The sequence below is a fragment of the Anaerovibrio sp. genome (assembly GCF_051866355.1).
Taxonomy (GTDB): Bacteria; Bacillota; Negativicutes; order Selenomonadales; family Selenomonadaceae; genus Anaerovibrio.
This window is the reverse complement of sequence record NZ_JBJDWZ010000133.1, coordinates 25003-46006: the sequence shown is the minus strand read 5'-3', so window position 1 is coordinate 46006 and position 21004 is coordinate 25003. Positions and strand designations below refer to the sequence as shown.

Here is a 21004-nt window from a genome sequence, read left to right as displayed (position 1 = left end):
AAAGAGGCACTCATGCCTCTTTTTTGTCACGATTATTCAAAATCTCTAAAGCTCGGCGGGCTGCCTGTTGCTCAGCCGCCTTTTTACTTGGACCCTTACCTGTTCCTAAAACTTCGTCATTAAGCTTCACAGCAAACTCAAACACCTTGGCATGGTCGGGGCCTGTCGCGCTAATAAGCTCGTAGCCGACATGGCTGTCCGCCCTGCGCTGTACCAGCTCCTGCAGCATGGTCTTGTAGTCCCTTACCCTGGTACTGCCATCCTCAACCCTGCGCAGATGCTCCTCCAGCTGCCTGATGACATAGCTCTGGGCCTTTTCCCAGCCCTGATCCATGTAAATGGCACCGATAACGGACTCAAAGGCATCCTCCAGAATGGAGGAACGCCTGCGCCCGCCTGATGTCTGCTCTCCATGTCCTAACAACAGGTAATCTCCCAAATGCAGCTCCGCGGCCCGGCTGGAAAGACTAGCCTCACAGACCACCGCTGCCCTGGCTTTTGTCAGATCACCCTCAGGAAGTCCAGGAAAATGATTGAAGAGATAGGTGCTGATAGCAAGCTCCAGCACCGCATCTCCCAAGAATTCCAAGCGCTCATTATGCTCTACCTTCACCCGAGACTCGTTGGCGTAGGAGGTATGCGTCAATGCCTGATGCAGCCAGCCGATATGGCGGAAGTTCACGCCCAGCCTCCTGGACAGTTCCTCCAGCCTGCGGCGGCGCTCAGCCGTAACACGATCATTTACACGATCACTCATAACAAAACACTTCAACTCTAATTCATTTCCTATCTGTTCAATTGTCTTACTTAACGTACTTCTTCAGCACAAGGCAGGCATTGTGGCCGCCAAAACCGAAGTTGTTGGAAATAGCCGCACGGACAGTCTTCGCCTTTGCCTTGTTCGGCACATAATCAAGGTCCAGACCCTCCTCAACGTTCTCATAGTTGATGGTAGGCGGCAGCATATCGTTCTCCACGGCCAGGGCAGTGGCGATAGCCTCAACGCCACCGGCAGCACCCAGCAGATGGCCGGTCATGGACTTGATGGAGCTTACGGAAACATTCTTTGCTTCCTCGCCCCAGACGGTCTTGATGGCCTCGGTCTCGCCACGGTCATTCATCTGGGTAGAAGTGCCATGGGCGTTCACATAATCCACCTCGGCAGGAGTAAGACCTGCATCCTTCAGGGCCAGCGCCATGCACTTTGCCTGCAGCTCACCATGCGGAGCCGGGCTGGTAATGTGGTACGCATCGGAGTTAGCACCATAGCCTACAACCTCGGCGTAGATATGGGCGCCGCGCTTCTCGGCATGCTCCAGGGTCTCCAGCACGACAATGCCGGCACCCTCGCCCATAACAAAACCGCTGCGGGTTGCATCAAACGGACGGGAAGCCTTCTGCGGATTGTCGTTGCTGTCGCTGCACAGTGCCTTCATAGCACAGAAGCCGGCCACAGCAGCAGGGGAAATGCTGGCCTCTGTACCGCCGGCCAGCATAACATCAGCATCACCGCGCTGCAGCACGCGGAAAGCATCGCCGATGTTGTTGGTACCTGTAGCACAGGCAGTAACGGCGCAGTTGCTCGGTCCCTTCAAGCCAAAGGCAATGGATACATGGCCGGCAGCCATGTTGCCGATCATCATCGGGATGAAGAACGGGCTGATACGGGAAGGACCCTTGTCAAAGAGCTTCTCGTACTGGCCGTGCATGGTCTCAATGCCGCCAATGCCGCTGCCTACATAGGTGCCAATCCTCTCACAATCCTCATTCTCCAGATCCAGTCCGGCATCCTCGATAGCCATCTTTGCGGCAGCCATGGCAAACTGGGCATAGCGGTCAATGCGCTTTGACTCCTTCTTGTCCATGTAATCAGCCGGATCAAAATCCTTTACCTCGCCGGCAACCTGTGCCTTGTACTCAGTTGCATCAAAGCGGCTAATCTTATCAATACCATTCTTGCCGGACAGCATAGCGTCCCAGAACGCTTCCTTGCCGATACCTACAGGGCTTACAACGCCCATACCGGTAATAACAACACGATTAGACAAAAATAACACCTCACAATACTTTAGATAGCAGCAACCTCTGCTTTAATCTGCTGGAATATCTCCTCAACAGTCAAAATTTTCTCGATAGTAGGCAGGTACTCGCCGGTAAATACCAGGCCCGTTTCCACGTCACCCTGCTGTGCACGGCTCAGTGCACGGATAATACAGAAATTATGCTTGCATGCCTTCAGGCAGTTATCACATTTGTTTGGCGGCACAGGACCCTCCATGATGCGCTCTGCCCACGGATTGCGGACAGCACGCCCCGGCAGTCCCACCGGACTGTGGATAACCACCACATCCTCCGGCTTTGCCTTCAAATAAAATTCTTTCAGGGCAGGGGCGCTGTTTGCCTCTGCACTGGCGGCGAAACGTGAGCCCATCTGAACCCCGCTTACGCCCATGTTTATTAAATCAGCAATGTCCTGGCCATGCAGTACGCCGCCTGCCGCAATAACAGGGATGTCAACAGCGGCCACGATATCCGGAATGATGTCCCTGATGGACTGGTCAGTTCCCAGATGACCGCCTGCTTCCTTGCCTTCTACGACAATAGCGGCCGCGCCAAGACGCTGAGAAATTTTCGCTAATTTTACAGATGATACAATCGGAACCACCGGAGTACCGGATTCCTTGCCCAACGCAAAGATGTCACGGGAAAAGCCTGCACCTGCAACCACCAGGTCAATACCCTCATCAATAGCAGTGTTTACCATCTCCGCAAATTTCTTTGCCGCAAACATGATATTGATGCCAATAATGCCCTTGGAAAATGCTCTGGCCATCCTGATTTCATAACGCAGCTCCTCCGGAGACATGCCGGAAGCCGCAATCAGGCCGATGCCGCCCTGATTTGCCACAGCTGCTGCCAAAGCACCGGTAGACAAGCGAATAGCCATGCCACCCTGCACAATTGGAACCTTCGCAACTTTAGTACCAATCTTCAGTTCAGGAAGCTTCAAATCTACTCCTCCATTCATAGGCCCGCCTTACCCCTGTCAGAAAATCCCGCGAAATGGCTTCACGGGACTTTCCTAAAGGTAAGACACTAATTATTTGTTCTGGTCAATGTAGGAAACAACGTCCTGAACGGTCTTAATCTTCTCTGCAGCCTCATCAGGAATCTCGATGCCGAACTCCTCCTCAAAGGCCATGATGAGCTCTACGATATCCAGGGAGTCAGCACCCAGGTCATCGATAAAAGTGGACTCGATGGAAACCTCGTCAGCCTCAACACCCAACTGATCAACTACGATATCTCTTACTTTCTCAAAAGTAGACATGTATGTTTCACCTCCTCTTACGGTTCTCTATATATCCATGTTACATGACCATGCCACCATCAACGTTGATGACCTGACCGGTAACATAAGATGCACTATCAGAAACAAGGAACAGCACTGCATTGGCAACATCATCAGGCTGGCCGGCCCTGCCCATAGGGATGCCGGTCATCATAGCCTCCTTGACCTTGTCGGACAATACAGCCGTCATATCGGTTTCAATAAAGCCCGGCGCTACCATGTTTACGGTAATCCCGCGGCTGGCCAGCTCCTTGGCCATGGACTTGGAAAAGCCCAGAAGCCCTGCTTTGGCTGCAGCATAATTCGCCTGACTGATATTGCCGGTCAGACCAACTACAGAAGTCATATTTACAATACGCCCAAAACGCTTCTTCATCATAGGCTTGGTAACAGCCTTTGTACAGTAATACGCACTCTTGAGATTGGTGTTGATAACAGCATCCCAATCCTCTTCCTTCATACGCATCAGCAGGTTGTCCCTGGTAATGCCGGCATTGTTCACGAGAATATCAACACCGCCGAAGGTTTCCACCACGGTCTTTACCATCTCATCAACAGCCTCGCCGTCAGAAACATCGGCCTTGACGATAATGGCCCTGCCCCCTGCCGCCTCAATCATGGACTTTACTTCCTCGGCAGCAGCGGTATTGCCTGCGTAGTTAATGGCAACAGCGGCACCCTCCTGGGCAAGTCTCAGGGCGATCGCCCTGCCAATGCCGCGGGACGCACCTGTCACCAGTGCAGTTTTACCCTCTAAAAGCATATTAACGAACCTCCTTGAAATAGTCAAGAGATTTTTCTAAAGATTCTACATCCTCTACGTTTAAGCTCTTAATCGTCTTGTCAATCCTGCGGTTGAAGCCGCACAGGGTCTTGCCAGGGCCTGCCTCCAGCAGGGTATCGGCACCGAACTCCTTCATCGTTGCCACGCAGTCCTCCCACAGTACAGGGCTGGCCGCCTGTGCCACCAGGCTTGCCTTGATGTCCTCGGCTTTAGTCAGCACCTTGGCATTGACGTTTGCCACGACAGGAATTTTGGCATCGGACAGGGTAACCTTGTCCAGCTCCACAGCCAGCTTCTCTGCCGCCGGCTTCATCAGGGTGCTGTGGAAAGGCGCGCTTACCGGCAGGATAACAGCCTTCTTGGCACCTGCCGCCTTCAGTTCCTCTACAGCCAGCTCCACGCCTCGGGTAGCACCTGCGATAACGATCTGCCCAGGGCAGTTGAAGTTTACCGCCTGTACAGGGCTCTCAGCGGAAACGGACTGGCATATCTCTACAATCTTGTCCCGGTCAACGCCGATAATGGCCGCCATGCCGCCCTCGCCTACAGGTACAGCCTCCTGCATATACGCACCGCGCTTATGTACCAGCGCAACAGCATCCTGGAATTTCAGCACGCCCGCCGCAACGAGGGCAGAATACTCACCCAGGCTATGGCCGCCGGTAATCTCCGGCTGTACGCCATTTTCCTTCAAAATCTCGTTGGCAATGCAGCTGATGGTCAGGATAGCCGGCTGGGTATTGGCTGTCAGCTTTAAGTCCTCCTCAGGCCCCTCAAAGCACATCTTCATGATGGAATAGCCAAGAGCCTCATCGGCCTCCTTGAACATTTTCTTTGCAACATCGTAGTTGTCAAAAAAATCCTTGCCCATACCAACCTTCTGCGCACCCTGCCCCGGGAATACAAAAGCTAATTTACTCATTTTTACCTCTTTCTTTTAAAACACAATCTCTATGCCCCCGCAGCCGTAGCCGCAGGCAGCCCTTCCATAAATTGCTTAAAATACAGATTATTTCAGAGTATTATGAACACGCTCGCCAGCAGCGGCAATACCGCCTACCAGCTCTTCGATAATAGTAGCAACAGGTTTGATTTCGTGGAACATGCCGCAGATCTGGCCGATCATGACGGAGCCGTTCTCCACATCGCCCTTATGGGTTGCCATGTTCAGCCTGCCTGCACCAAACTTCTCCAGTTCCTCCACAGAGGCCTGATTTGTCTCAAGCTCTGCATATTCACGGGTCATCTTGTTGGCCAGGACGCGAACAGGGTGGCCGGTAGAGCGGCCCGTAACGACAGTGGAGCGATCCTTAGCCTTCAATACGAGATTCTTGTAGTTCGGATGGGCAATGCACTCCTCGGAAACCACGAAGCGGGACCCCATCTGCACGCCGGAAGCGCCCAATGCAAAGGCCGCCAGAATGCCGCGGGAATCACCGATACCGCCTGCAGCAATAACAGGAACATCCACAGCATCCACCACCTGTGGCACCAGTGCCATGGTGGTAATATCACCGATATGGCCGCCGGACTCGGTGCCCTCGGCAATAACGGCGTCAACGCCGGAGCGCACCAGGCGCTTTGCCAGTGCTACGGAAGCCACCACAGGAATAACCTTGGAGCCGACCTCCTTCAATGCCGGCAGATACTCGGCAGGATTGCCCGCACCGGTGGTAACAACCGGCACGCGTTCCTCAACAACCACCTGCATTACCTCTTTTACAAAAGGAGACATCAGCATGATGTTCACGCCAAACGGCTTGTCAGTCCAACGCTTTGCCTTCTGAATCTCCGCACGGAGCAGATCAGGCGGCATATGCCCGGCGCCAATAATGCCAAGACCACCTGCGTTGGATACGGCGGAGGCCAGCTCGGCCGTGCCAATCCATGCCATACCACCCTGGAAAATTGGATACTTGATATTCAATAATTTACAAATTGGATTTTCCTCAAACATGTTAATCCTCCTTAGACCATCTGATAATGCAGGACGCCCATGTAAGGCCCGCACCGAAGCCAGACAGTGCTATGATATCTCCCTTTTTAAACCGCTTGTCGGCAGATGCCTCAGCCAAGGCAATCGGAATGCATGCCGCAGACATATTGCCATACTTCTGGATGTTGACAATTACCTTGTCCATCGGCATGGACAGGCGCTTCGCGGCAGACTCTATGATACGGATATTGGCCTGATGCGGCACCAGCCAGTCAATCTCCTCCTGGGACATGCCAATCCTATCCAGGGAATTCTTGACAGTCTTGCCCATTGCCTTGACGGCAAACTTGAACACTTCCTTGCCGTTCATGTGGATGAGATTCAGACGCTGGTCTATGGATTCCTTGCTGACAGGCATCAGGCTGCCGCTGGAAGGAATCTGTATCGCATCGCCGCCGGAACCATCACTGCCAAGGTCAAAGCTGAGTATCCCATAACCATCCTCAACCTGTCCCAGCACAGCCGCACCGGCACCGTCACCAAACAACACGCATGTATTGCGATCTTCCCAGTTGATGTACTTGGAAAGAGTTTCTGCACCAATTACCAGTGCCTTCTTGTAGACACCGGTTTCAATAAACTGGGCCGCTACGCTGGCCGCGTAGGCAAACCCGGAGCAGGCCGCAGACAAATCAAAGGCCGCAGCATGCTTTGCCCCCAGACGATTTTGAAGCATACAGGCAGTAGAAGGAATAATCCTGTCAGACGTCAGGGTAGCAACGATAATCAGATCCAGCTCCTCAGCGGATGTACCGGCGTCAGCCAGTGCATTCTCAGCAGCCTTCATGGCCAGGTCGGACATAGGAACCCCGTCCTCAGCGATACGGCGCTCCCTGATACCTGTTCTTTCAACAATCCACTCATCGCTGGTATCAACTATTTTCTCCAAATCAGCATTGGTCATTATCTTTTCCGGAACGTAGTAGCCAGTTCCGAGAATACCTGCACTATATAGTTTCGCTGTCATTCGCTAGCAACTCCTCCTCTGCAATACTATCACGGATATGACCCGTAACATCATTCTTCACACACTCTATGGCTACGCCAATAGCACTGCAAATTGCTTTAGCGTTGGAAGAACCATGGCATATAATACAGCAGCCATTCACGCCCAAAAGGGGCGCACCGCCATATTCGGAAACATCCAGCCTCTTGCCCAGCTTCTTCAGGGCCGGCATAACCAGCACCGCACCGAGCTTGGCCAGAACGCCTCCGTTCTCAATTGCATCCTTAATCAGCTGGAACAGGGTAACAGCCAATCCTTCTGCAAATTTTAACACAATATTGCCTACAAATCCATCACAAATTACAACATCGGCTTTGCCCCCGGGAATGTCACGGCCTTCGATATTGCCTATGAAATTCACATCCCTGGCCTGCTTCAGCATGGGATAAGTGGCCTGAACCTTTTTATTGCCCTTGGTTTCCTCTTCGCCGATATTCAGAAGTCCTACCTTCGGATTATCTATGCCGTAGACGTATTTGCTGAAAATGGACCCCATCATGGCCATCTCAGTCAGGTCCCTCGGCTTGGAATCCACAATAGCGCCGGAATCCAGCAGCAGGGCAATGCCGTGGGTGGTAGGCAGCGGCGTGGCAATCGAAGGGCGGTCAATTCCCTTAATCATCTTCAGGAACATCTTGGCAGCCACGGTTGCCGCCCCGGTACTGCCGGCTGACAGCACTCCGTCGCACTCGCCGCTCTTTACCAGCTTCGTGGCGACCACCAGGCTGGCATCCTTCTTATGGCGTATAGCCTCGACAGGATGCTCCCCCATCTCAATAGCCTCCCCGGCGTGATGAACAATCAGGTGGGGATTTTTGGCCATGCCGGTCTTGGCCAGCTCGGCCTCTATTTTTTCCTCATCGCCTACCAGAACTATATCGCACTCATACTTACGGACAGCCTCTACCGCACCCAGCACAATCTGCGCAGGTGCGTAATCGCCCCCCATCGCATCAACTGCAATCCTCACAAAAAAGCCTCCTAATTAACTTCTGCCAAAGATACCATGATAAACTTCGCCCGAAAGACTTCCTGTTTCTCATTCCTGGTCTTGACCCAGACGAAAAACTTATTGCTTCTCTGCTTGATGACTTCTGCCTTCGCTATCAGCATCTCGCCCACCTTCACGGGCACCTTGTACTTGATGTTCGCCACGCCGGTCACGGCCAGCGGCGCATCAATCAGGGCCAGCGCCAGCGAGTTGGCCTGGGAAAAAATAAAATGACCCTTGGCGATCTTGTTTCTGGCAAAAACCATGTCCTCGGTAATCTTCAGCAGCGATATCCCAGAATGACCTCTCTCCAAATCAATAACATCACCCACAACCTCTGTCTTTTCCAGTGTTGTTATGTTATCCTGAGCTTTCTCTGCTACCTGACGTATGCGCTCCCGCACCTCAGGAATGCCCAGCTCCATCCGGTCCAGGCGGATGGTCTGGATGCTGACCTCAAAAAGTCCGGCCAGCTCCTCATCCGTCAGGAAGGGCTTTTCCTTTACCTGGCGCAGGAGGATTTCGTGTCTTTCCTTTTTTTTCAATCTTGCCATCTCTATCACCTGTACATAAAAACAAGGCACAGTGCGGTGAAATCACCTACACTAAAATGCCTATTCCTGAAAAATTAGTACCAGCTCATATAACTTGATTGCAATTATACATTGTTATATACAAAAAGGCAAGCAGAATTTATAAAAATTTACTGGAATTTGCAGATATTACAAAAGCTCCCCTGTCAGTATAATAAATTTTAAGCATTTAGTACAGCATTTTTTCCTGGAAAGCTATATGAACAAAGTAAAATGAGCAGAATTTCAATCCTCCAAAGGATGAAGGAACGAAACTCTGCTCATATTACTCATTATTCAGCTGCGGAAATTACTTCCTTGCCATCATAGTAACCACACTCTGTGCAAACATGATGAGGCAACTTTGGCTCATGGCACTGAGGGCACTCAACATAGCCAGGAACCTCCAACTTCCAGTTAGCGCGACGGGAATCACGACGGGCCTTGGACATCTTACGCTTAGGTACTGCCATTTCAGGATACACCTCCTTAGAAATTATTCGATACTCGAATTATTTTTCTTCAATAATTGCTGCAATGCCGCAAGTCTTGGGTCAATAACAGTACGGTCACAGCCACAATCGCCATGATTGAGGTTTGCGCCGCATTTCAGGCACAGACCGCGACAATCAGCGTTGCATATATTATTTAACGGCTGGTCGGAGAGAAGCACGTCCCTGATGACAGGGGCCAGCTCTATCACATCACCGTCAAAATAATTCACTATCCTCGCTCTTTCACCGCCAGATACAGGCTCACTGCCCCGCTGAAATTCCTCGCAGAAGTCATGCACCTGCTGCTGGGAGGATGGCTCCAGGCAGCGGTCACAGACAAATGCCCTGGTACAGCTTATCTGACCGGTAAAACGATAACAGCGACCGGTATTGACATACACGCCCCTGACAACAATATCCCCCTCAAAGGAATAGGTATCGGCAATGGCGTCTATCTCCCCGGCACTGACAGTAAATTCAAAAGGAATCTCCTCACCGGGACGATCGCTTAATTCAGATACATTGATTTTCATCATAGAAACGTCAACCTCAATAATTATAGCTACAGAAAAATGCTTTGTCAAGTAAAAGTTCTTGACAGCCTGTTTTTTTCATGCAAACAATATTTCTATAGCGCCATGACAATATCAGGTCAGGCACGCTAAATCACAGCCCGGCCAGAAGCTCCATAGCCTTCTGTACGGCATCAGCCCTGCCGGCAGTTACAGTTTCGCCGCTGCGGCGGATTTTCAGCTCCACCACATCCTCTGCCACAGCCTTCGGGCCTACGGTAATGCGCAGCGGATAGCCAATCAGGTCAGCATCCTTGAACTTGACACCGGCACGGTCCTTGCGGTCGTCCAGAAGCACGTCCACGCCTGCCTTTTTCAGCTGGCCATAAATGGACTCCGCCAGCTGCAGCTGCTCGTCGTTCTTGGCATTGACAGGCACCACAACCACCTCGAAAGGCGCTATGGCCTTCGGCCAGATAATGCCGTTCTCGTCATTGTTCTGCTCCACGGCAGCCGCCATGGTGCGCCCTACGCCGATGCCGTAGCAGCCCATCACCATCGGCTGTTCGCGGCCGTTCTCATCCAGGAAGGTTGCTCCCAGGGCCTTGGAATACTTGGTGCCAAGGGTAAATACCTGGCCTGCCTCAATGCCGCGCGTCATCTTGATGGTGCCGCCGCAGCGAGGGCAGAGATCCCCTTCCTTCACCATGCGGATATCAGCCACAGTTACATCCTTGAAATCACGCTGTGGATTTACGTTAATGTAGTGCATATCCTTTTCATTGGCACCGGCACAGGCATTGTACATTGCCATAACGGTCTGGTCAACGATAATTCTGGTGCCTTCCTTGATGCCGATAGGGCTCATGAAGCCAGGACAGCCACCGGCCGCCTCAATCACTGCCTCATCAGCCATCCTGAGCTCGATAGCGCCTTCAATCAGGTTGATGACCTTCACATCGTTCACTTCATGATCGCCGCGGACAAAGGCCAGCACCAGCTCATCCGTATCCGTCTGGAAGGCAACCGCCTTGATGCACTTCTCCAACGGCAAATTCAGGTATTCGGCCACCAGCTCTATGGTATTGGAATCAGGAGTTGCCACCTTCTCCAGCGGCTTCACCTCTTCCTCTGCCGCCCTGATAACGTTCAGCTCCGCCTTCTCATCGCTGGCCGCATAGTCACAGCTGGTACAGTAAGCTATGTTGGATTCACCGGCAGCCGCCAGAACGGTGAACTCATGGGAATGGCCGCCGCCGATGGCGCCATTATCCGCCTCCACCGGACGGAAATCCAGCCCCATGCGGGTGTAAATGCGGGTATAGGCATCATACATCTTCTGATAGGAAAGATTCATGCCTTCCTCATCCTTGTCAAAGGAATACAAATCCTTCATGATGAACTCGCGGCCGCGCATCAGGCCGAAGCGGGGACGGATTTCATCACGATACTTATTCTGAATCTGATACAGCATCAGCGGCAGCTGCTTGTAGGAGCGTACCTCGTCGCGCACCAGGGTAGTCACCATTTCCTCATGGGTAGGCCCCAGGCAGAACTGGCGGCCATGGCGGTCACAAACCCGGAACATCTCATCACCATACACACTCCAGCGCCCGCTTTCCTGCCAGATTTCCGCAGGCTGTACAATCGGCATGGAAATCTCCTGACCGCCTGCCTCGTCCATTTCCTCGCGGATAATCTGCTCAATCTTTTTGATGGTGCGCCATGCCAGAGGCAGATAGGTATACAGTCCGCCTGCCGCCTTCCTTATCATGCCGGCACGCAGCATGAGCTGATGGCTCCTGACCTCCGCCTCGGCCGGAGTTTCCCGTAATGTTGGTGCATAAAGATTAGTAGTACGCAATTTTATTTTTCCTCCTCCAGAATGGATTCTATTTCCTTGAACAGTTCATCTACCAGCTCTGTTTCCGCTACCTTGCGGATTATTTCGCCCTTGCGGAAAACCAGCCCTTCGCCCTTGCCGCCTGCGATGCCCACATCAGCACCGCGTGCCTCGCCGGGGCCGTTTACCACACAGCCCATGACAGCAACGGAAATCGGCTGCTTTATATCTGCCAGGCGCGCTTCCACCTGCTCGGCAATGCCCGCCAAATCGATGCAGGTCCTGCCGCAGGTCGGACAGGAAATCAGGGTGGGGCCATATTCCCTCATGCCCAGCGATTTCAATATCTCGTTGGCTACCTTTACCTCCACTACCGGGTCCCCGGTCAGGGAAATGCGGAAGGTATCGCCAATTCCCTGAGCCAGCAGGGCGCCGATGCCCACAGCGGACTTTATCATGCCCGTGCGCGCCGTGCCTGCCTCGGTAATGCCCAGATGCAACGGATAGTCCACCTTCTCCGACATGAGCCTGTAAGCCGCCAAAGTCAACGGAACATCATGGGCCTTCAGGGAAATTTTTAAATCGTAAAACTCCTGCGCTTCCAGAATCCGCACATGCTGCAGGGCTGATTCCACCAGAGCCTCTGCCGTCACGCCGCCGTATCTTGCCAGCAGTACCTTGTCCAGCGAACCGGCATTGACGCCGATGCGGATAGGAATCCCGCGTTCCTTCGCTGACCTGACCACCGCACGGACATTTTCCTCGCCGCCAATATTGCCGGGATTGAGCCGCAGGGCTGAAATTCCCTGCCGTATGGCTTCCAGTGCCAGCCGGTAATCAAAGTGAATATCAGCTACCAGCGGCACACTGACCTTCCTGATAATATTGCCCAGATTCAGCGCCGCGTCCATATCCGGCACAGCCAGGCGCACTATATCGCAGCCAGCGGCCTGCAGGGCATTAACCTGCGCCACCGTTGCCTCCGTGTCAGTGGTCTTCGTGTTGGTCATGGACTGCACAGAAACAGGCGCACCATCCCCGATAGCCACATCGCCAATATATATCCTGCGCGTTTTTTTCCGTTCTATCATGTACCCAAACCTCACTTCATCAGGTCGTTAAATGTAGTAAATATCATCAGCGATACCAGCAGGGTAACTCCCACAGCCTGAATGTAATACATCACCTTCGGCCCCAGCGGCTTGCCCCGCAGGCCCTCCAGAATCAGCATCACAAAATGGCCGCCGTCAAGGGCAGGCACAGGCAGGAGATTAATCAGCCCCAGATTCAGGCTCAGGAATGCCGCAAAATTCAGCAGCGGCAGGATGCCCTGATGTGCCACCTCACCGGCCATCTGGGCCACCCCCACAGGGCCTGACAGCTCTGCGGCACCAGTTCCCTGTACCAGCTGCGCCAATGCTCCCAGCATGGCGGCCAGCACAAAGCCCACCTTCTTCACGGCCAGCTCCGCCGCCTCAAAAAAGCCCGGCTGATATATTTCCGCACTGCTGGTTATGCCGATAATCGCCCGCTTGGTATTTGGCTCCTGCTCAGGAATCAGGGTTGTCGACCTCACCTCGCCGTCACGCTGATAGGTCAGCTTGAACGGCTTGCCGTCCGCCCCCTGAATATAACGTGAAATATCCTCCCAGTGGCTGACCTCCCTGCCATCGATGGTCAGAATCCTGTCCTTGCTTTGAAGTCCTGCCAAGGCTGCAGGGCGATCAGCCACCACGGAGCCCACCACCGGCTCCGGCGACGGTGTCGCCACGCCGGAAAAATAGAAAATCCCCCAGAAGATAAACAGCGGCAGGACAAAATTCATGAAGGAGCCTGCCAGAATCATCATCATTCTGGCCCAGATAGGACGACGGAAGTACGCCCTTTCGCCAGCCCCTTCCTCGTCAGGTACCATGATGGTATCAGACCTGCCTGCCGACGGCACATAGCGTTTCCAGCCGCCCTGCTGACTGCCGTCCTCATCCTTCTCAGCATCCTGATTGCCCATGCGCTCAACAATTTCATAGTCCATACCGGCAATCCTGTTAAAGCCGCCCAGCGGCACGGCACGAATTGCATAAAGGGTCTCACCATATTTGCGGCTCCACAGCTTCGGGCCAAAACCAATAGCAAACTCATCCACGCGCATGCCGGTGAGCTTGGCAACCGTAAAATGCCCCAGCTCATGCACCAGCACCAGAAGTCCGAAAACAAAAATAGCCGCCACAAGTGTCGTCATAAAGTCACCTCATCTTTCCCAGCCCGGCACGGGTAAACTCCCTTGCCCACCGGTCAGCTGCCAGAAGCTGTTCCAGATCTGGCTGATATACAATCTCTCCGGCCTCCATGGCCCGTTCTATCAATGCATAAATATCCAGAAAGCCTGCCTGCCCCTGCAAGAACGCCTCCACAGCCACCTCGTTGGCGGCATTCATGATACAAGGCATGGTTCCCCCCGTGCGGCCGGCCTCAAAGGCCAGCTTCAAGCCGCGGAAGGTATCCATATCAGGCTTCTCAAAGGTGAGCTTCGCCAGCTCATAAAAATCCACCCGCGGGAAGCCGGAGGCCACCCTGTCAGGGTAGGTAAGGGCATACTGTATCGGCAGGCGCATATCCGTACAGCCCAGCTGGGCCATAACAGTGCCATCATGGTACTGCACCATGGAATGAACAATGCTCTGCGGATGCACCACCACCTGAATGCGGTCATAGTCCACATCATAAAGCCAGCGGGCCTCTATTACCTCCAGCCCCTTATTGACGAGGGAGGCCGAGTCCACCGTAATCTTCTGACCCATATTCCAGGTAGGATGTGCCAGCACATCCCCCTTGGTCACATCGGTCAGCTCTGATGCCTTCCTGCCCCGGAAGGGACCGCCGGAAGCCGTCAGAATCAGCTTTTCCACCGCAGAGGCATCCTGACCCTGCAGGCACTGGAACAGGGCGCAGTGCTCGCTGTCCACAGGCAGTATAGCGCGTCCCAGCTTCTTCGCCTTGGCCATAACCAGTTCACCGGCAACCACCAGCGTTTCCTTGTTGGCCAGGGCAATATCCTTGCCGGCCTCCAAGGCGGCCATGGTAGGCTCCAGACCGGCAAAGCCCATCAGTGAGGTCACCACTACGTCCCCCGCAGGGTAAGCAGCCGCATCTATCACCGCCCGGCGTCCCCCGGCCAGCTCGGCTCCGCCCTTGTAGCGTTCCCGCAGTCTCCCGTATGCCGCCTCATCTGACAGCACCGCCAGCTCCGGCTGAAACTCCTCTATCTGCTTTTCCAGAAGCTCATCACTGCGGTTCGCCACCAGTACGGACACATGGAACAAATCAGGATGCTCACGCACCACGTCCAGCGTCTGGGTACCGATAGAGCCCGTAGACCCCAAAATAATCAAATTCTTCATCAACTGTTACCTCAAAGCCACAAACTGCACAAAATAATAAACAAACGGCACCGTGTAAATAACGCTGTCAAACCTGTCCCAGATGCCGCCATGCCCCGGAATCACATGGCCTGAATCCTTGATGCCCGTATAGCGCTTCATAACGGATTCCACCAGATCCCCCAGCGTAGCAATAATGCAGATGCACAGTCCCAAAACAGCCATCGTGCGCACATCAAAGCCGAAAAAAACGCCCAGCCCTGCCACGGAGGCCGTAGTGCCAATCAGTCCGCCGATAAAGCCCTCGACTGTCTTGCCGGGGCTGATGGACGGGCAGAGCTTGTGCCGCCCCAGGAAGGAACCGGCAAAATAAGCGAAGGTATCACTGGCCCAGGTGCCAATCAGTGCTGTCCAGATAAGGACACAGCCCGGCTCCAGCACTCCCAGGCTGGTTGCCACCGGCTCCATGCCATGCGCCATCACCCTCAGCCCTATCAGATGGGCAAAGGACAGGCCCAGATAAAGCACGCCTGCTATCGATACTGCCGCCGATGGAACACTAAAGGAGCCATGCAGGAGAACCGTCATCAGAAACAGCGCCAGTGCCGCACCCATGGACAGCATCACCAGAAGCCCGGCATCCAGTCCCCCATAGGCCCCGTAGCACATGGCGGCTACAAAAATACCGCCCACGAGCAGAGCCGGGCGATATCCCTTCTTATCAAACGCATTGCAATACTCAAACCAGGCGCCCAGCGCCAGCAGCAGGCCGCAGACGGCAAACAGCGTGCCGCCTGTCTGGATAACAAAGGCGGCCAGCCCAATCCCTGCAATGCCGGTAATTATTCTAACTAACATTCAGATTACCTCTCATCACGCAAACTACACAATTACACTGCTACTTGGCCGACAGTCCGCCAAAGCGCCTCTCACGATGCGCATACTCGTACAGCGCCCTGCCAAGCTCTTCCGGCGTAAAATCCGGCCAGTTGGTATCCGTAAACCAGAATTCCGCATAGGCGGCCTGCCACAGCAGAAAATTACTGAGGCGCATGTCCCCGCTGGTGCGGATCATCAGATCCACAGGCGGCAGACCGTAGGTGTCCAGCTGCTGCTCCAGCCGCTCCGCCGTAATTTCCTCCGGCTTCACCATGCCTCTGGCAGACTGGGCGGCCAGCTCCTGCACAGCACGTACCAGCTCATCCTGTCCGCCATAATTCACGGCGACAGTGAAGCGCAGGCCGGTATTTTCCCTCGTCCTGTGCCGCGCATCCGCTATCTGCTTCTGCAGTCCCCGGGACAATTCCCAGGTACGGCCGATAAAATCAATTTTTACATTATCCTCATCCATCTCATCAATCTCTTTGGCGAGATATTCCGAGAACAGATTCATCAAGAAATCAACCTCGGCATGAGGCCGTTTCCAATTTTCAGTAGAAAATGCATATACCGTCAGCGCTTTCAGCCCCAAATCCGTACATGCCTTAACAATTCTCTTCAATGTCTTCACTCCGGCCTTGTGACCGGCAGTGCGAATCAGCCCCTGGCCAGTAGCCCATCTGCCATTGCCATCCATTATAATAGCCACATGCTGTGGCAGCTGATCCTCAGTCAATTCCTCAAGATAAGATTTATCTGAAGCATCATCATTTTTTTGCATACCGGAAAACAGCTTTTTCCACACGATGATAACCTCCTGTATTAAGAAAATAAGCCCCTCCAAAGAAAACTTAGAGGGGCATGTGGTTCTCTCCGATACAGCCAGCTGCATAGTGCAGGCACCAGCCGCACCAAAAATTCATCAAGGAGCTACAATAGCACCTACCGGGCAACCTGCTGCGCAAGCACCACACTCTACGCAGGTCTCCTCGTTGATCTCATAATGAGAATCACCCTCGCTGATAGCCTCTACAGGGCAAGTACCTGCACAGGAACCGCAAGAAATACACTCATCACCAATCTTGTAAGCCATTACCAGACACCTCCTTCAGCAGCCGAGCTGCCAGTGTAATCTCCAAAACACCGTCATCAGACAGCCTCTGCCTGACGACGTAATACCCATTATCCTCCAGCGAAAAAAAGCTCCTGGTCGGATAAGTGATAACTGAATTATACCTTATATGTGCCTCATTTAGCAAGTTTTTAGCCAAATCCCACGGCATGCCGGCCACATCAGGCACCAAACCTTCCCCAATCATAGCAAAGTCCTTTTCAGCCCTGTTACACTGCGGCGGCAATCAAACCTCCATGATTTCCTTTTCCTTGGCATCCTTCAAGGTATCAACAGTCTTGATGTACTTGTCAACCAGCTTCTGAACGGACTCCTGTCCCTTCTTGGATTCGTCCTCGGTAATCTCCTTTGCCTTTTCCAGCTTCTTGATAGCATCGTTGCCATCCCGGCGGATATTGCGGATAGCAACCTTTGCCTCCTCCGCCTTCTTGCCAACGGTCTTAACCAGCTCCTGACGGCGCTCCTGGGTAAGCTGCGGGATGGACAGGCGGATGGCAGTACCATCGGAATTCGGGGACAGGCCAAGATCAGACTTCATGATAGCCTTCTCGATATCGTGCATCAGGCCCTTCTCCCAAGGCGTAATCATAATCATGCGCGGCTCCGGCACGGACACCTTTGCCACCTGATTAACAGGGGTAGGCGTGCCATAATAATCAACCATCACCTTGTCCAGAAGGGACGGGGTGGCACGGCCGGCACGCAGGGAGCCGAACTCCCTCTTCAGGGCCGCAATAGACTTTTCCAGACGTTCTTCATTATTAGCAATAATTTCCTTAACCAAAATCAATTACCTCCTACGGTAGTGCCGATAACCTCACCGACAGCTGCCCGGTAAATATTTTCATAATCTTCAATGTTAAACACAACCAATGGAATATCATTATCCATGCACAGGCTGGTTGCCGTGCTGTCCATGATAGCCAGACGGCGGGCCAGTATTTCAGAATAGCTCAGCTCGTCAAACTTCTTTGCATCAGGATTTTTGTTAGGATCAGAATCATAAATGCCGTCCGTTCCCTTTTTGCCCATGAGGATAACATCAGCCTTAATCTCCGCCGCCCTGAGAGCAGCAGTGGTATCCGTGGAAAAATAAGGATTGCCGGTGCCGGCGCCAAAAATCACCACCCGGCCCTTTTCCATGTGCCGGATAGCCTTGCCGCGGATGTACGGCTCTGCCACCTGACGCATCTCGATGGCGGTCTGCACGCGGGACGGCACACCTGCCTGCTGCAGGCCGTCCTGCATGGCCAGCGCATTCATGCAGGTAGCCAGCATGCCCATATAGTCAGCCTGCGCCCTGTCCATCCCCTTGGCACTGCCGGAAAGGCCGCGCCAGATATTGCCGCCGCCCACGACGATGGCCACATCAATGCCTTCCTCATGCACACGCTTAATCTGCTTGGCTATCGTTTCTACCACAGCAGGATTAATGCCAAAGCCCTGGTCACCCGCCAGGGACTCACCACTAAGTTTCAGAACAACGCGCTTGTATTTAGCTGCTCCCACTCAAATCCCTCCTAGTTATCGGAAATATCATACGCCTCTAATTATACGCTTTTAAAAAGAAGAGAACAATAGCTTGTCCTCTTCTTTATGAAAAACATGTAAAATTTCTTACTTAATCTGAGCTGCAACCTCTGCTGCGAAGTCCTCGTTCTTCTTCTCCAGGCCCTCGCCCATCTCGAAGCGTGCAAAACGACGAACCTCTACGCCGCCCAGGATATCCTTAATGGTCTTGTCGGAATCCTTAACGAACTCCTGCTCAACCAGGCATACTTCCTTGTAATACTTGTTGATACGGCCGTCAACCATCTTCTCAACAATCTTCTCAGGCTTGCCTTCCTCAAGAGCCTGCTTGCGGAGAACCTCGCGCTCATGAGCCAGAGCGTCTGCATCCACATCATCACGGCCGATGCACTGAGGCTTTGCTGCAGCAATCTGCATAGCAACGTCCTTGCCCAGCTCATCCTCACCGCCGGACAGCTCAACGATAACGCCGATCTTGCCGCCCATGTGGATGTAGGTAGCCAGCTTGCCGCCCTCGGTGGTATAAACCTCAAAACGACGGAGGGACAGCTTCTCGCCGATGGAAGCAACAGCCTCGGTCATAACGTCAGCAACAGTCTTGCCATCCAGCTCGGAAGCATTCAGGACATCCATATCAGCAGGCTTGGTAGCAACGATGTGCTCGGCAATCTTCTTTACCAGTGCCTGGAAATTCTCGTTCTTGGCAACGAAGTCAGTCTCGGAATTAACCTCTACAATGCAGGCAGTGCTGCCGTTGGAAGCTGCTGCAACAACACCCTCGGAAGCGATACGGCCGGCCTTCTTGGCAGCCTTGGCAATACCCTTCTCACGGAGATAATCAATAGCCTTGTCCTTGTCGCCCTCGCACTCAACCAGAGCCTTCTTGCAGTCCATCATGCCTGCGCCGGTAATCTCGCGCAGTTCCTTAACCAATGCAGCAGTAATCTGTGCCATTATATGTTTCCTCCTCAATATATGCGATATTTCTAATAAAAAAGGGCAAAGGGATAAAAATTCTCCCTTTACCCCAATTAATTCTTATGTTGAGAAATAGAATTACTCAGCGTCCTCGGCAGGAGCCTCTGCAGCCTCGCCCTGACGGCCCTCGATGATTGCGTCAGCAATCTTGCCGGTCAGCAGGCGTACAGCGCGGATAGCATCATCGTTGCCAGGGATTGGATAATCAATCTCGTCCGGATCACAGTTGGTATCGATGATAGCAACGATAGGAATGTTCAGCTTGTGAGCCTCGGCAACAGCGATGCGCTCCTTGCGAGGGTCAACGATGAACAGAGCACCTGGGAGCTTGTCCATGTCCTTGATGCCGCCGAGATACTTCTCCAGCTTCTCCATCTCATGCTTCAGGCCCTGAACCTCTTTCTTGGTCAGAACCTCAAAAGTACCGTCAGCTTCCATAGCCTCCAGCTCCTTCAGGCGGTTTACGCGCTTCTGGATGGTCTGGAAGTTGGTGAGCATGCCGCCCAGCCAACGCTCATTTACGAAGTACATGTCTGCCTTCAGAGCCTCGTCCTTGATAGCCTCCTGAGCCTGCTTCTTGGTACCGACGAACAGAACGGTCTTGCCTTCCTCTGCCACGCTGCGTACGAAGTTGTAAGCCTCCTCGGCCTTCTTTACGGTCTTCTGCAGGTCAATGATATAGATACCATTGCGCTCGGTGAAGATGTACTTTGCCATCTTCGGGTTCCATCTCCTGGTCTGATGTCCGAAATGAACACCGGCCTCCAATAACTGTTTCATAGAAACAACTGCCATAGTGGTGCACCTCCTGTTTTTCTTTCCTCCGCCGGCCTCATCCTTTGTTAAACCCCATGGGCACAGTACAAATATCAGCCAGCGTGCGTTTTTCTAATTACACCGCTTGCTACTATACCATATTTCTTATGGTTACGCAAGTTTTTTCTCATCCAAATTCACATTATGCCCATTAAAATGGAATATCCCCATCCACAGGCTGTCCAAAGCCTTCGCTGGTGCCAAACGGCGAACCACCTGCCGCTGCCCCGCTGCCACCTGCAGGCGCGCCAAAGCCGCTGCCTCCGTCAAAGCCGCCGGAAGCCGGGGCATTGCCGGCATCATTCCTGCTGCCGCAGAACTCGAAGTTATCCACGATAACCTCTGTCACATACCGCTTGTTGCCGTTCTTGTCATCATAGCTGCGCACCTGCATACGCCCCTCTACCAGCACCTCACGGCCCTTGAACAGATATCTGGCAAAGGTTTCCGCCTGCGGCCCCCAGATTACCAGCGGAATAAAATCCGCCGGCTGATCCTTGCCCCAGCGATCCACCGCAATGGTAGCCTGAGCCACAGATTTTCCGCTCGGCGTAGTACGCAAATCTACATCACGGGCCAGACGCCCCTTTAAAATAACCTTGTTCATGCTCTTTAATCCCCCAATCAGACAAGCTCCGCCCGCATTCCCGCAGGAAGCAGCCGCGCCCTTTCACTAAAAATTCTGTACCTATCATACCAAAAAATTACTGCAAAGGCCAGCCTTTTTAATAAAAAATCGAAA

At 53.1% G+C, this 21004-nt stretch carries 25 protein-coding genes; all 25 read right to left on the bottom strand.

The features are described 5' to 3' along the window. Positions 1–10 precede the first annotated feature (10 nt). The 25 genes from rnc to ACI3UA_RS07205 all read right to left on the bottom strand — a co-directional run bounded on the left by rnc (position 11) and on the right by ACI3UA_RS07205 (position 20869). On the bottom strand, positions 11–757 hold the full coding sequence (gene rnc / locus ACI3UA_RS07325) for a ribonuclease III (protein WP_439724160.1): 747 nt from the start codon (positions 755–757) through the stop codon (positions 11–13). A 46-nt stretch (positions 758–803) separates the two neighbouring features. Then, positions 804–2048, bottom strand: a complete 1245-nt coding sequence (fabF, locus tag ACI3UA_RS07320; RefSeq protein ID WP_439724159.1) for a beta-ketoacyl-ACP synthase II — start codon at positions 2046–2048, stop codon at positions 804–806. A 20-nt stretch (positions 2049–2068) separates the two neighbouring features. Continuing rightward, on the bottom strand, positions 2069–3010 hold the full coding sequence (locus ACI3UA_RS07315) for an NAD(P)H-dependent flavin oxidoreductase (RefSeq protein WP_439724158.1): 942 nt from the start codon (positions 3008–3010) through the stop codon (positions 2069–2071). A gap of 90 nt (positions 3011–3100) precedes the next feature. Beyond that, positions 3101–3331 carry an acyl carrier protein gene (locus ACI3UA_RS07310; protein ID WP_154404964.1) on the bottom strand — a complete coding sequence of 77 codons (231 nt, stop codon included), beginning with the start codon at positions 3329–3331 and terminating at the stop codon, positions 3101–3103. A 40-nt stretch (positions 3332–3371) separates the two neighbouring features. After that, positions 3372–4115, bottom strand: coding sequence for a 3-oxoacyl-[acyl-carrier-protein] reductase (gene fabG, locus ACI3UA_RS07305; protein ID WP_439724157.1), 744 nt, complete (start codon positions 4113–4115; stop codon positions 3372–3374). Between the two features lies 1 nt (position 4116). Further along, entirely contained in the window at positions 4117–5058 is a 942-nt protein-coding gene (gene fabD / locus ACI3UA_RS07300) for an ACP S-malonyltransferase (RefSeq protein WP_439724156.1), read from the bottom strand. An 87-nt stretch (positions 5059–5145) separates the two neighbouring features. Next, positions 5146–6093, bottom strand: coding sequence for an enoyl-[acyl-carrier-protein] reductase FabK (gene fabK, locus ACI3UA_RS07295; protein WP_439724155.1), 948 nt, complete (start codon positions 6091–6093; stop codon positions 5146–5148). Between the two features lies 1 nt (position 6094). Further along, the gene (locus ACI3UA_RS07290; protein ID WP_439724154.1) at positions 6095–7099 is read right to left on the bottom strand and encodes a beta-ketoacyl-ACP synthase III; all 1005 of its coding nucleotides are present in this window, start codon (positions 7097–7099) and stop codon (positions 6095–6097) included. Next, a complete protein-coding gene (gene plsX / locus ACI3UA_RS07285) occupies positions 7080–8108 on the bottom strand; it encodes a phosphate acyltransferase PlsX (RefSeq protein WP_439724153.1) in 1029 nt (342 codons plus the stop codon). Before plsX ends, ACI3UA_RS07290 begins: the two co-directional genes overlap by 20 nt. A gap of 11 nt (positions 8109–8119) precedes the next feature. Next, the gene (fapR, locus tag ACI3UA_RS07280) at positions 8120–8683 is read right to left on the bottom strand and encodes a transcription factor FapR (RefSeq protein WP_439724152.1); all 564 of its coding nucleotides are present in this window, start codon (positions 8681–8683) and stop codon (positions 8120–8122) included. A gap of 311 nt (positions 8684–8994) precedes the next feature. Then, the gene (gene rpmF, locus ACI3UA_RS07275) at positions 8995–9174 is read right to left on the bottom strand and encodes a 50S ribosomal protein L32 (RefSeq protein ID WP_154404952.1); all 180 of its coding nucleotides are present in this window, start codon (positions 9172–9174) and stop codon (positions 8995–8997) included. A 23-nt stretch (positions 9175–9197) separates the two neighbouring features. Continuing rightward, complete coding sequence (locus ACI3UA_RS07270) at positions 9198–9731, bottom strand: YceD family protein (RefSeq protein WP_439724151.1); 534 nt, start codon at positions 9729–9731, stop codon at positions 9198–9200. A 130-nt stretch (positions 9732–9861) separates the two neighbouring features. Continuing rightward, complete coding sequence (locus ACI3UA_RS07265) at positions 9862–11571, bottom strand: proline--tRNA ligase (protein ID WP_439724150.1); 1710 nt, start codon at positions 11569–11571, stop codon at positions 9862–9864. A gap of 2 nt (positions 11572–11573) precedes the next feature. After that, positions 11574–12641 carry a flavodoxin-dependent (E)-4-hydroxy-3-methylbut-2-enyl-diphosphate synthase gene (ispG, locus tag ACI3UA_RS07260; RefSeq protein ID WP_439724149.1) on the bottom strand — a complete coding sequence of 356 codons (1068 nt, stop codon included), beginning with the start codon at positions 12639–12641 and terminating at the stop codon, positions 11574–11576. Between the two features lie 11 nt (positions 12642–12652). Continuing rightward, on the bottom strand, positions 12653–13789 hold the full coding sequence (rseP, locus tag ACI3UA_RS07255; protein ID WP_439724148.1) for an RIP metalloprotease RseP: 1137 nt from the start codon (positions 13787–13789) through the stop codon (positions 12653–12655). Positions 13790–13793: 4 nt separating this feature from the next. Further along, entirely contained in the window at positions 13794–14948 is a 1155-nt protein-coding gene (locus ACI3UA_RS07250; protein ID WP_439724147.1) for a 1-deoxy-D-xylulose-5-phosphate reductoisomerase, read from the bottom strand. Positions 14949–14954: 6 nt separating this feature from the next. Then, positions 14955–15785 carry a phosphatidate cytidylyltransferase gene (locus ACI3UA_RS07245; protein ID WP_439724146.1) on the bottom strand — a complete coding sequence of 277 codons (831 nt, stop codon included), beginning with the start codon at positions 15783–15785 and terminating at the stop codon, positions 14955–14957. Positions 15786–15825: 40 nt separating this feature from the next. Next, complete coding sequence (locus ACI3UA_RS07240) at positions 15826–16611, bottom strand: isoprenyl transferase (RefSeq protein WP_439724145.1); 786 nt, start codon at positions 16609–16611, stop codon at positions 15826–15828. 117 nt (positions 16612–16728) lie between these two features. After that, positions 16729–16899: a DUF362 domain-containing protein gene (locus ACI3UA_RS07235; RefSeq protein ID WP_439724144.1), complete on the bottom strand. Its 171-nt coding sequence runs from the start codon at positions 16897–16899 to the stop codon at positions 16729–16731. Continuing rightward, the gene (locus ACI3UA_RS07230; protein WP_439724143.1) at positions 16880–17125 is read right to left on the bottom strand and encodes a PASTA domain-containing protein; all 246 of its coding nucleotides are present in this window, start codon (positions 17123–17125) and stop codon (positions 16880–16882) included. Before ACI3UA_RS07230 ends, ACI3UA_RS07235 begins: the two co-directional genes overlap by 20 nt. A gap of 39 nt (positions 17126–17164) precedes the next feature. Further along, entirely contained in the window at positions 17165–17725 is a 561-nt protein-coding gene (gene frr / locus ACI3UA_RS07225) for a ribosome recycling factor (protein WP_439724167.1), read from the bottom strand. Next, positions 17725–18447: a UMP kinase gene (pyrH, locus tag ACI3UA_RS07220; protein WP_439724142.1), complete on the bottom strand. Its 723-nt coding sequence runs from the start codon at positions 18445–18447 to the stop codon at positions 17725–17727. The genes frr and pyrH overlap by 1 nt, the downstream gene beginning before the upstream one ends. Before the next feature lie 108 nt (positions 18448–18555). Next, positions 18556–19422 (bottom strand): translation elongation factor Ts, encoded by an 867-nt coding sequence (tsf, locus tag ACI3UA_RS07215; protein ID WP_439724141.1) that lies wholly within the window; start codon positions 19420–19422, stop codon positions 18556–18558. A 102-nt stretch (positions 19423–19524) separates the two neighbouring features. Beyond that, positions 19525–20241: a 30S ribosomal protein S2 gene (gene rpsB / locus ACI3UA_RS07210; protein ID WP_439724140.1), complete on the bottom strand. Its 717-nt coding sequence runs from the start codon at positions 20239–20241 to the stop codon at positions 19525–19527. A gap of 172 nt (positions 20242–20413) precedes the next feature. Then, entirely contained in the window at positions 20414–20869 is a 456-nt protein-coding gene (locus tag ACI3UA_RS07205) for a single-stranded DNA-binding protein (protein ID WP_439724139.1), read from the bottom strand. Between the last annotated feature and the right edge of the window lie 135 nt (positions 20870–21004).

Bases quoted from the DNA above. Each gene is read 5' to 3' on its own strand.
- rnc (WP_439724160.1), bottom strand. From the start codon at position 757: ATGAGTGATCGTGTAAATGATCGTGTTACGGCTGAGCGCCGCCGCAGG.
- ACI3UA_RS07310 (WP_154404964.1), bottom strand. From the start codon at position 3,331: ATGTCTACTTTTGAGAAAGTAAGAGATATCGTAGTTGATCAGTTGGGT.
- fabG (WP_439724157.1), bottom strand. From the start codon at position 4,115: ATGCTTTTAGAGGGTAAAACTGCACTGGTGACAGGTGCGTCCCGCGGC.
- fabD (WP_439724156.1), bottom strand. From the start codon at position 5,058: ATGAGTAAATTAGCTTTTGTATTCCCGGGGCAGGGTGCGCAGAAGGTT.
- fabK (WP_439724155.1), bottom strand. From the start codon at position 6,093: ATGTTTGAGGAAAATCCAATTTGTAAATTATTGAATATCAAGTATCCA.
- ACI3UA_RS07290 (WP_439724154.1), bottom strand. From the start codon at position 7,099: ATGACAGCGAAACTATATAGTGCAGGTATTCTCGGAACTGGCTACTAC.
- fapR (WP_439724152.1), bottom strand. From the start codon at position 8,683: ATGGCAAGATTGAAAAAAAAGGAAAGACACGAAATCCTCCTGCGCCAG.
- rpmF (WP_154404952.1), bottom strand. From the start codon at position 9,174: ATGGCAGTACCTAAGCGTAAGATGTCCAAGGCCCGTCGTGATTCCCGT.
- ACI3UA_RS07270 (WP_439724151.1), bottom strand. From the start codon at position 9,731: ATGATGAAAATCAATGTATCTGAATTAAGCGATCGTCCCGGTGAGGAG.
- ispG (WP_439724149.1), bottom strand. From the start codon at position 12,641: ATGATAGAACGGAAAAAAACGCGCAGGATATATATTGGCGATGTGGCT.
- rseP (WP_439724148.1), bottom strand. From the start codon at position 13,789: ATGACGACACTTGTGGCGGCTATTTTTGTTTTCGGACTTCTGGTGCTG.
- ACI3UA_RS07250 (WP_439724147.1), bottom strand. From the start codon at position 14,948: ATGAAGAATTTGATTATTTTGGGGTCTACGGGCTCTATCGGTACCCAG.
- ACI3UA_RS07245 (WP_439724146.1), bottom strand. From the start codon at position 15,785: ATGTTAGTTAGAATAATTACCGGCATTGCAGGGATTGGGCTGGCCGCC.
- ACI3UA_RS07235 (WP_439724144.1), bottom strand. From the start codon at position 16,899: ATGGCTTACAAGATTGGTGATGAGTGTATTTCTTGCGGTTCCTGTGCA.
- ACI3UA_RS07230 (WP_439724143.1), bottom strand. From the start codon at position 17,125: ATGATTGGGGAAGGTTTGGTGCCTGATGTGGCCGGCATGCCGTGGGAT.
- tsf (WP_439724141.1), bottom strand. From the start codon at position 19,422: ATGGCACAGATTACTGCTGCATTGGTTAAGGAACTGCGCGAGATTACC.
- rpsB (WP_439724140.1), bottom strand. From the start codon at position 20,241: ATGGCAGTTGTTTCTATGAAACAGTTATTGGAGGCCGGTGTTCATTTC.
- ACI3UA_RS07205 (WP_439724139.1), bottom strand. From the start codon at position 20,869: ATGAACAAGGTTATTTTAAAGGGGCGTCTGGCCCGTGATGTAGATTTG.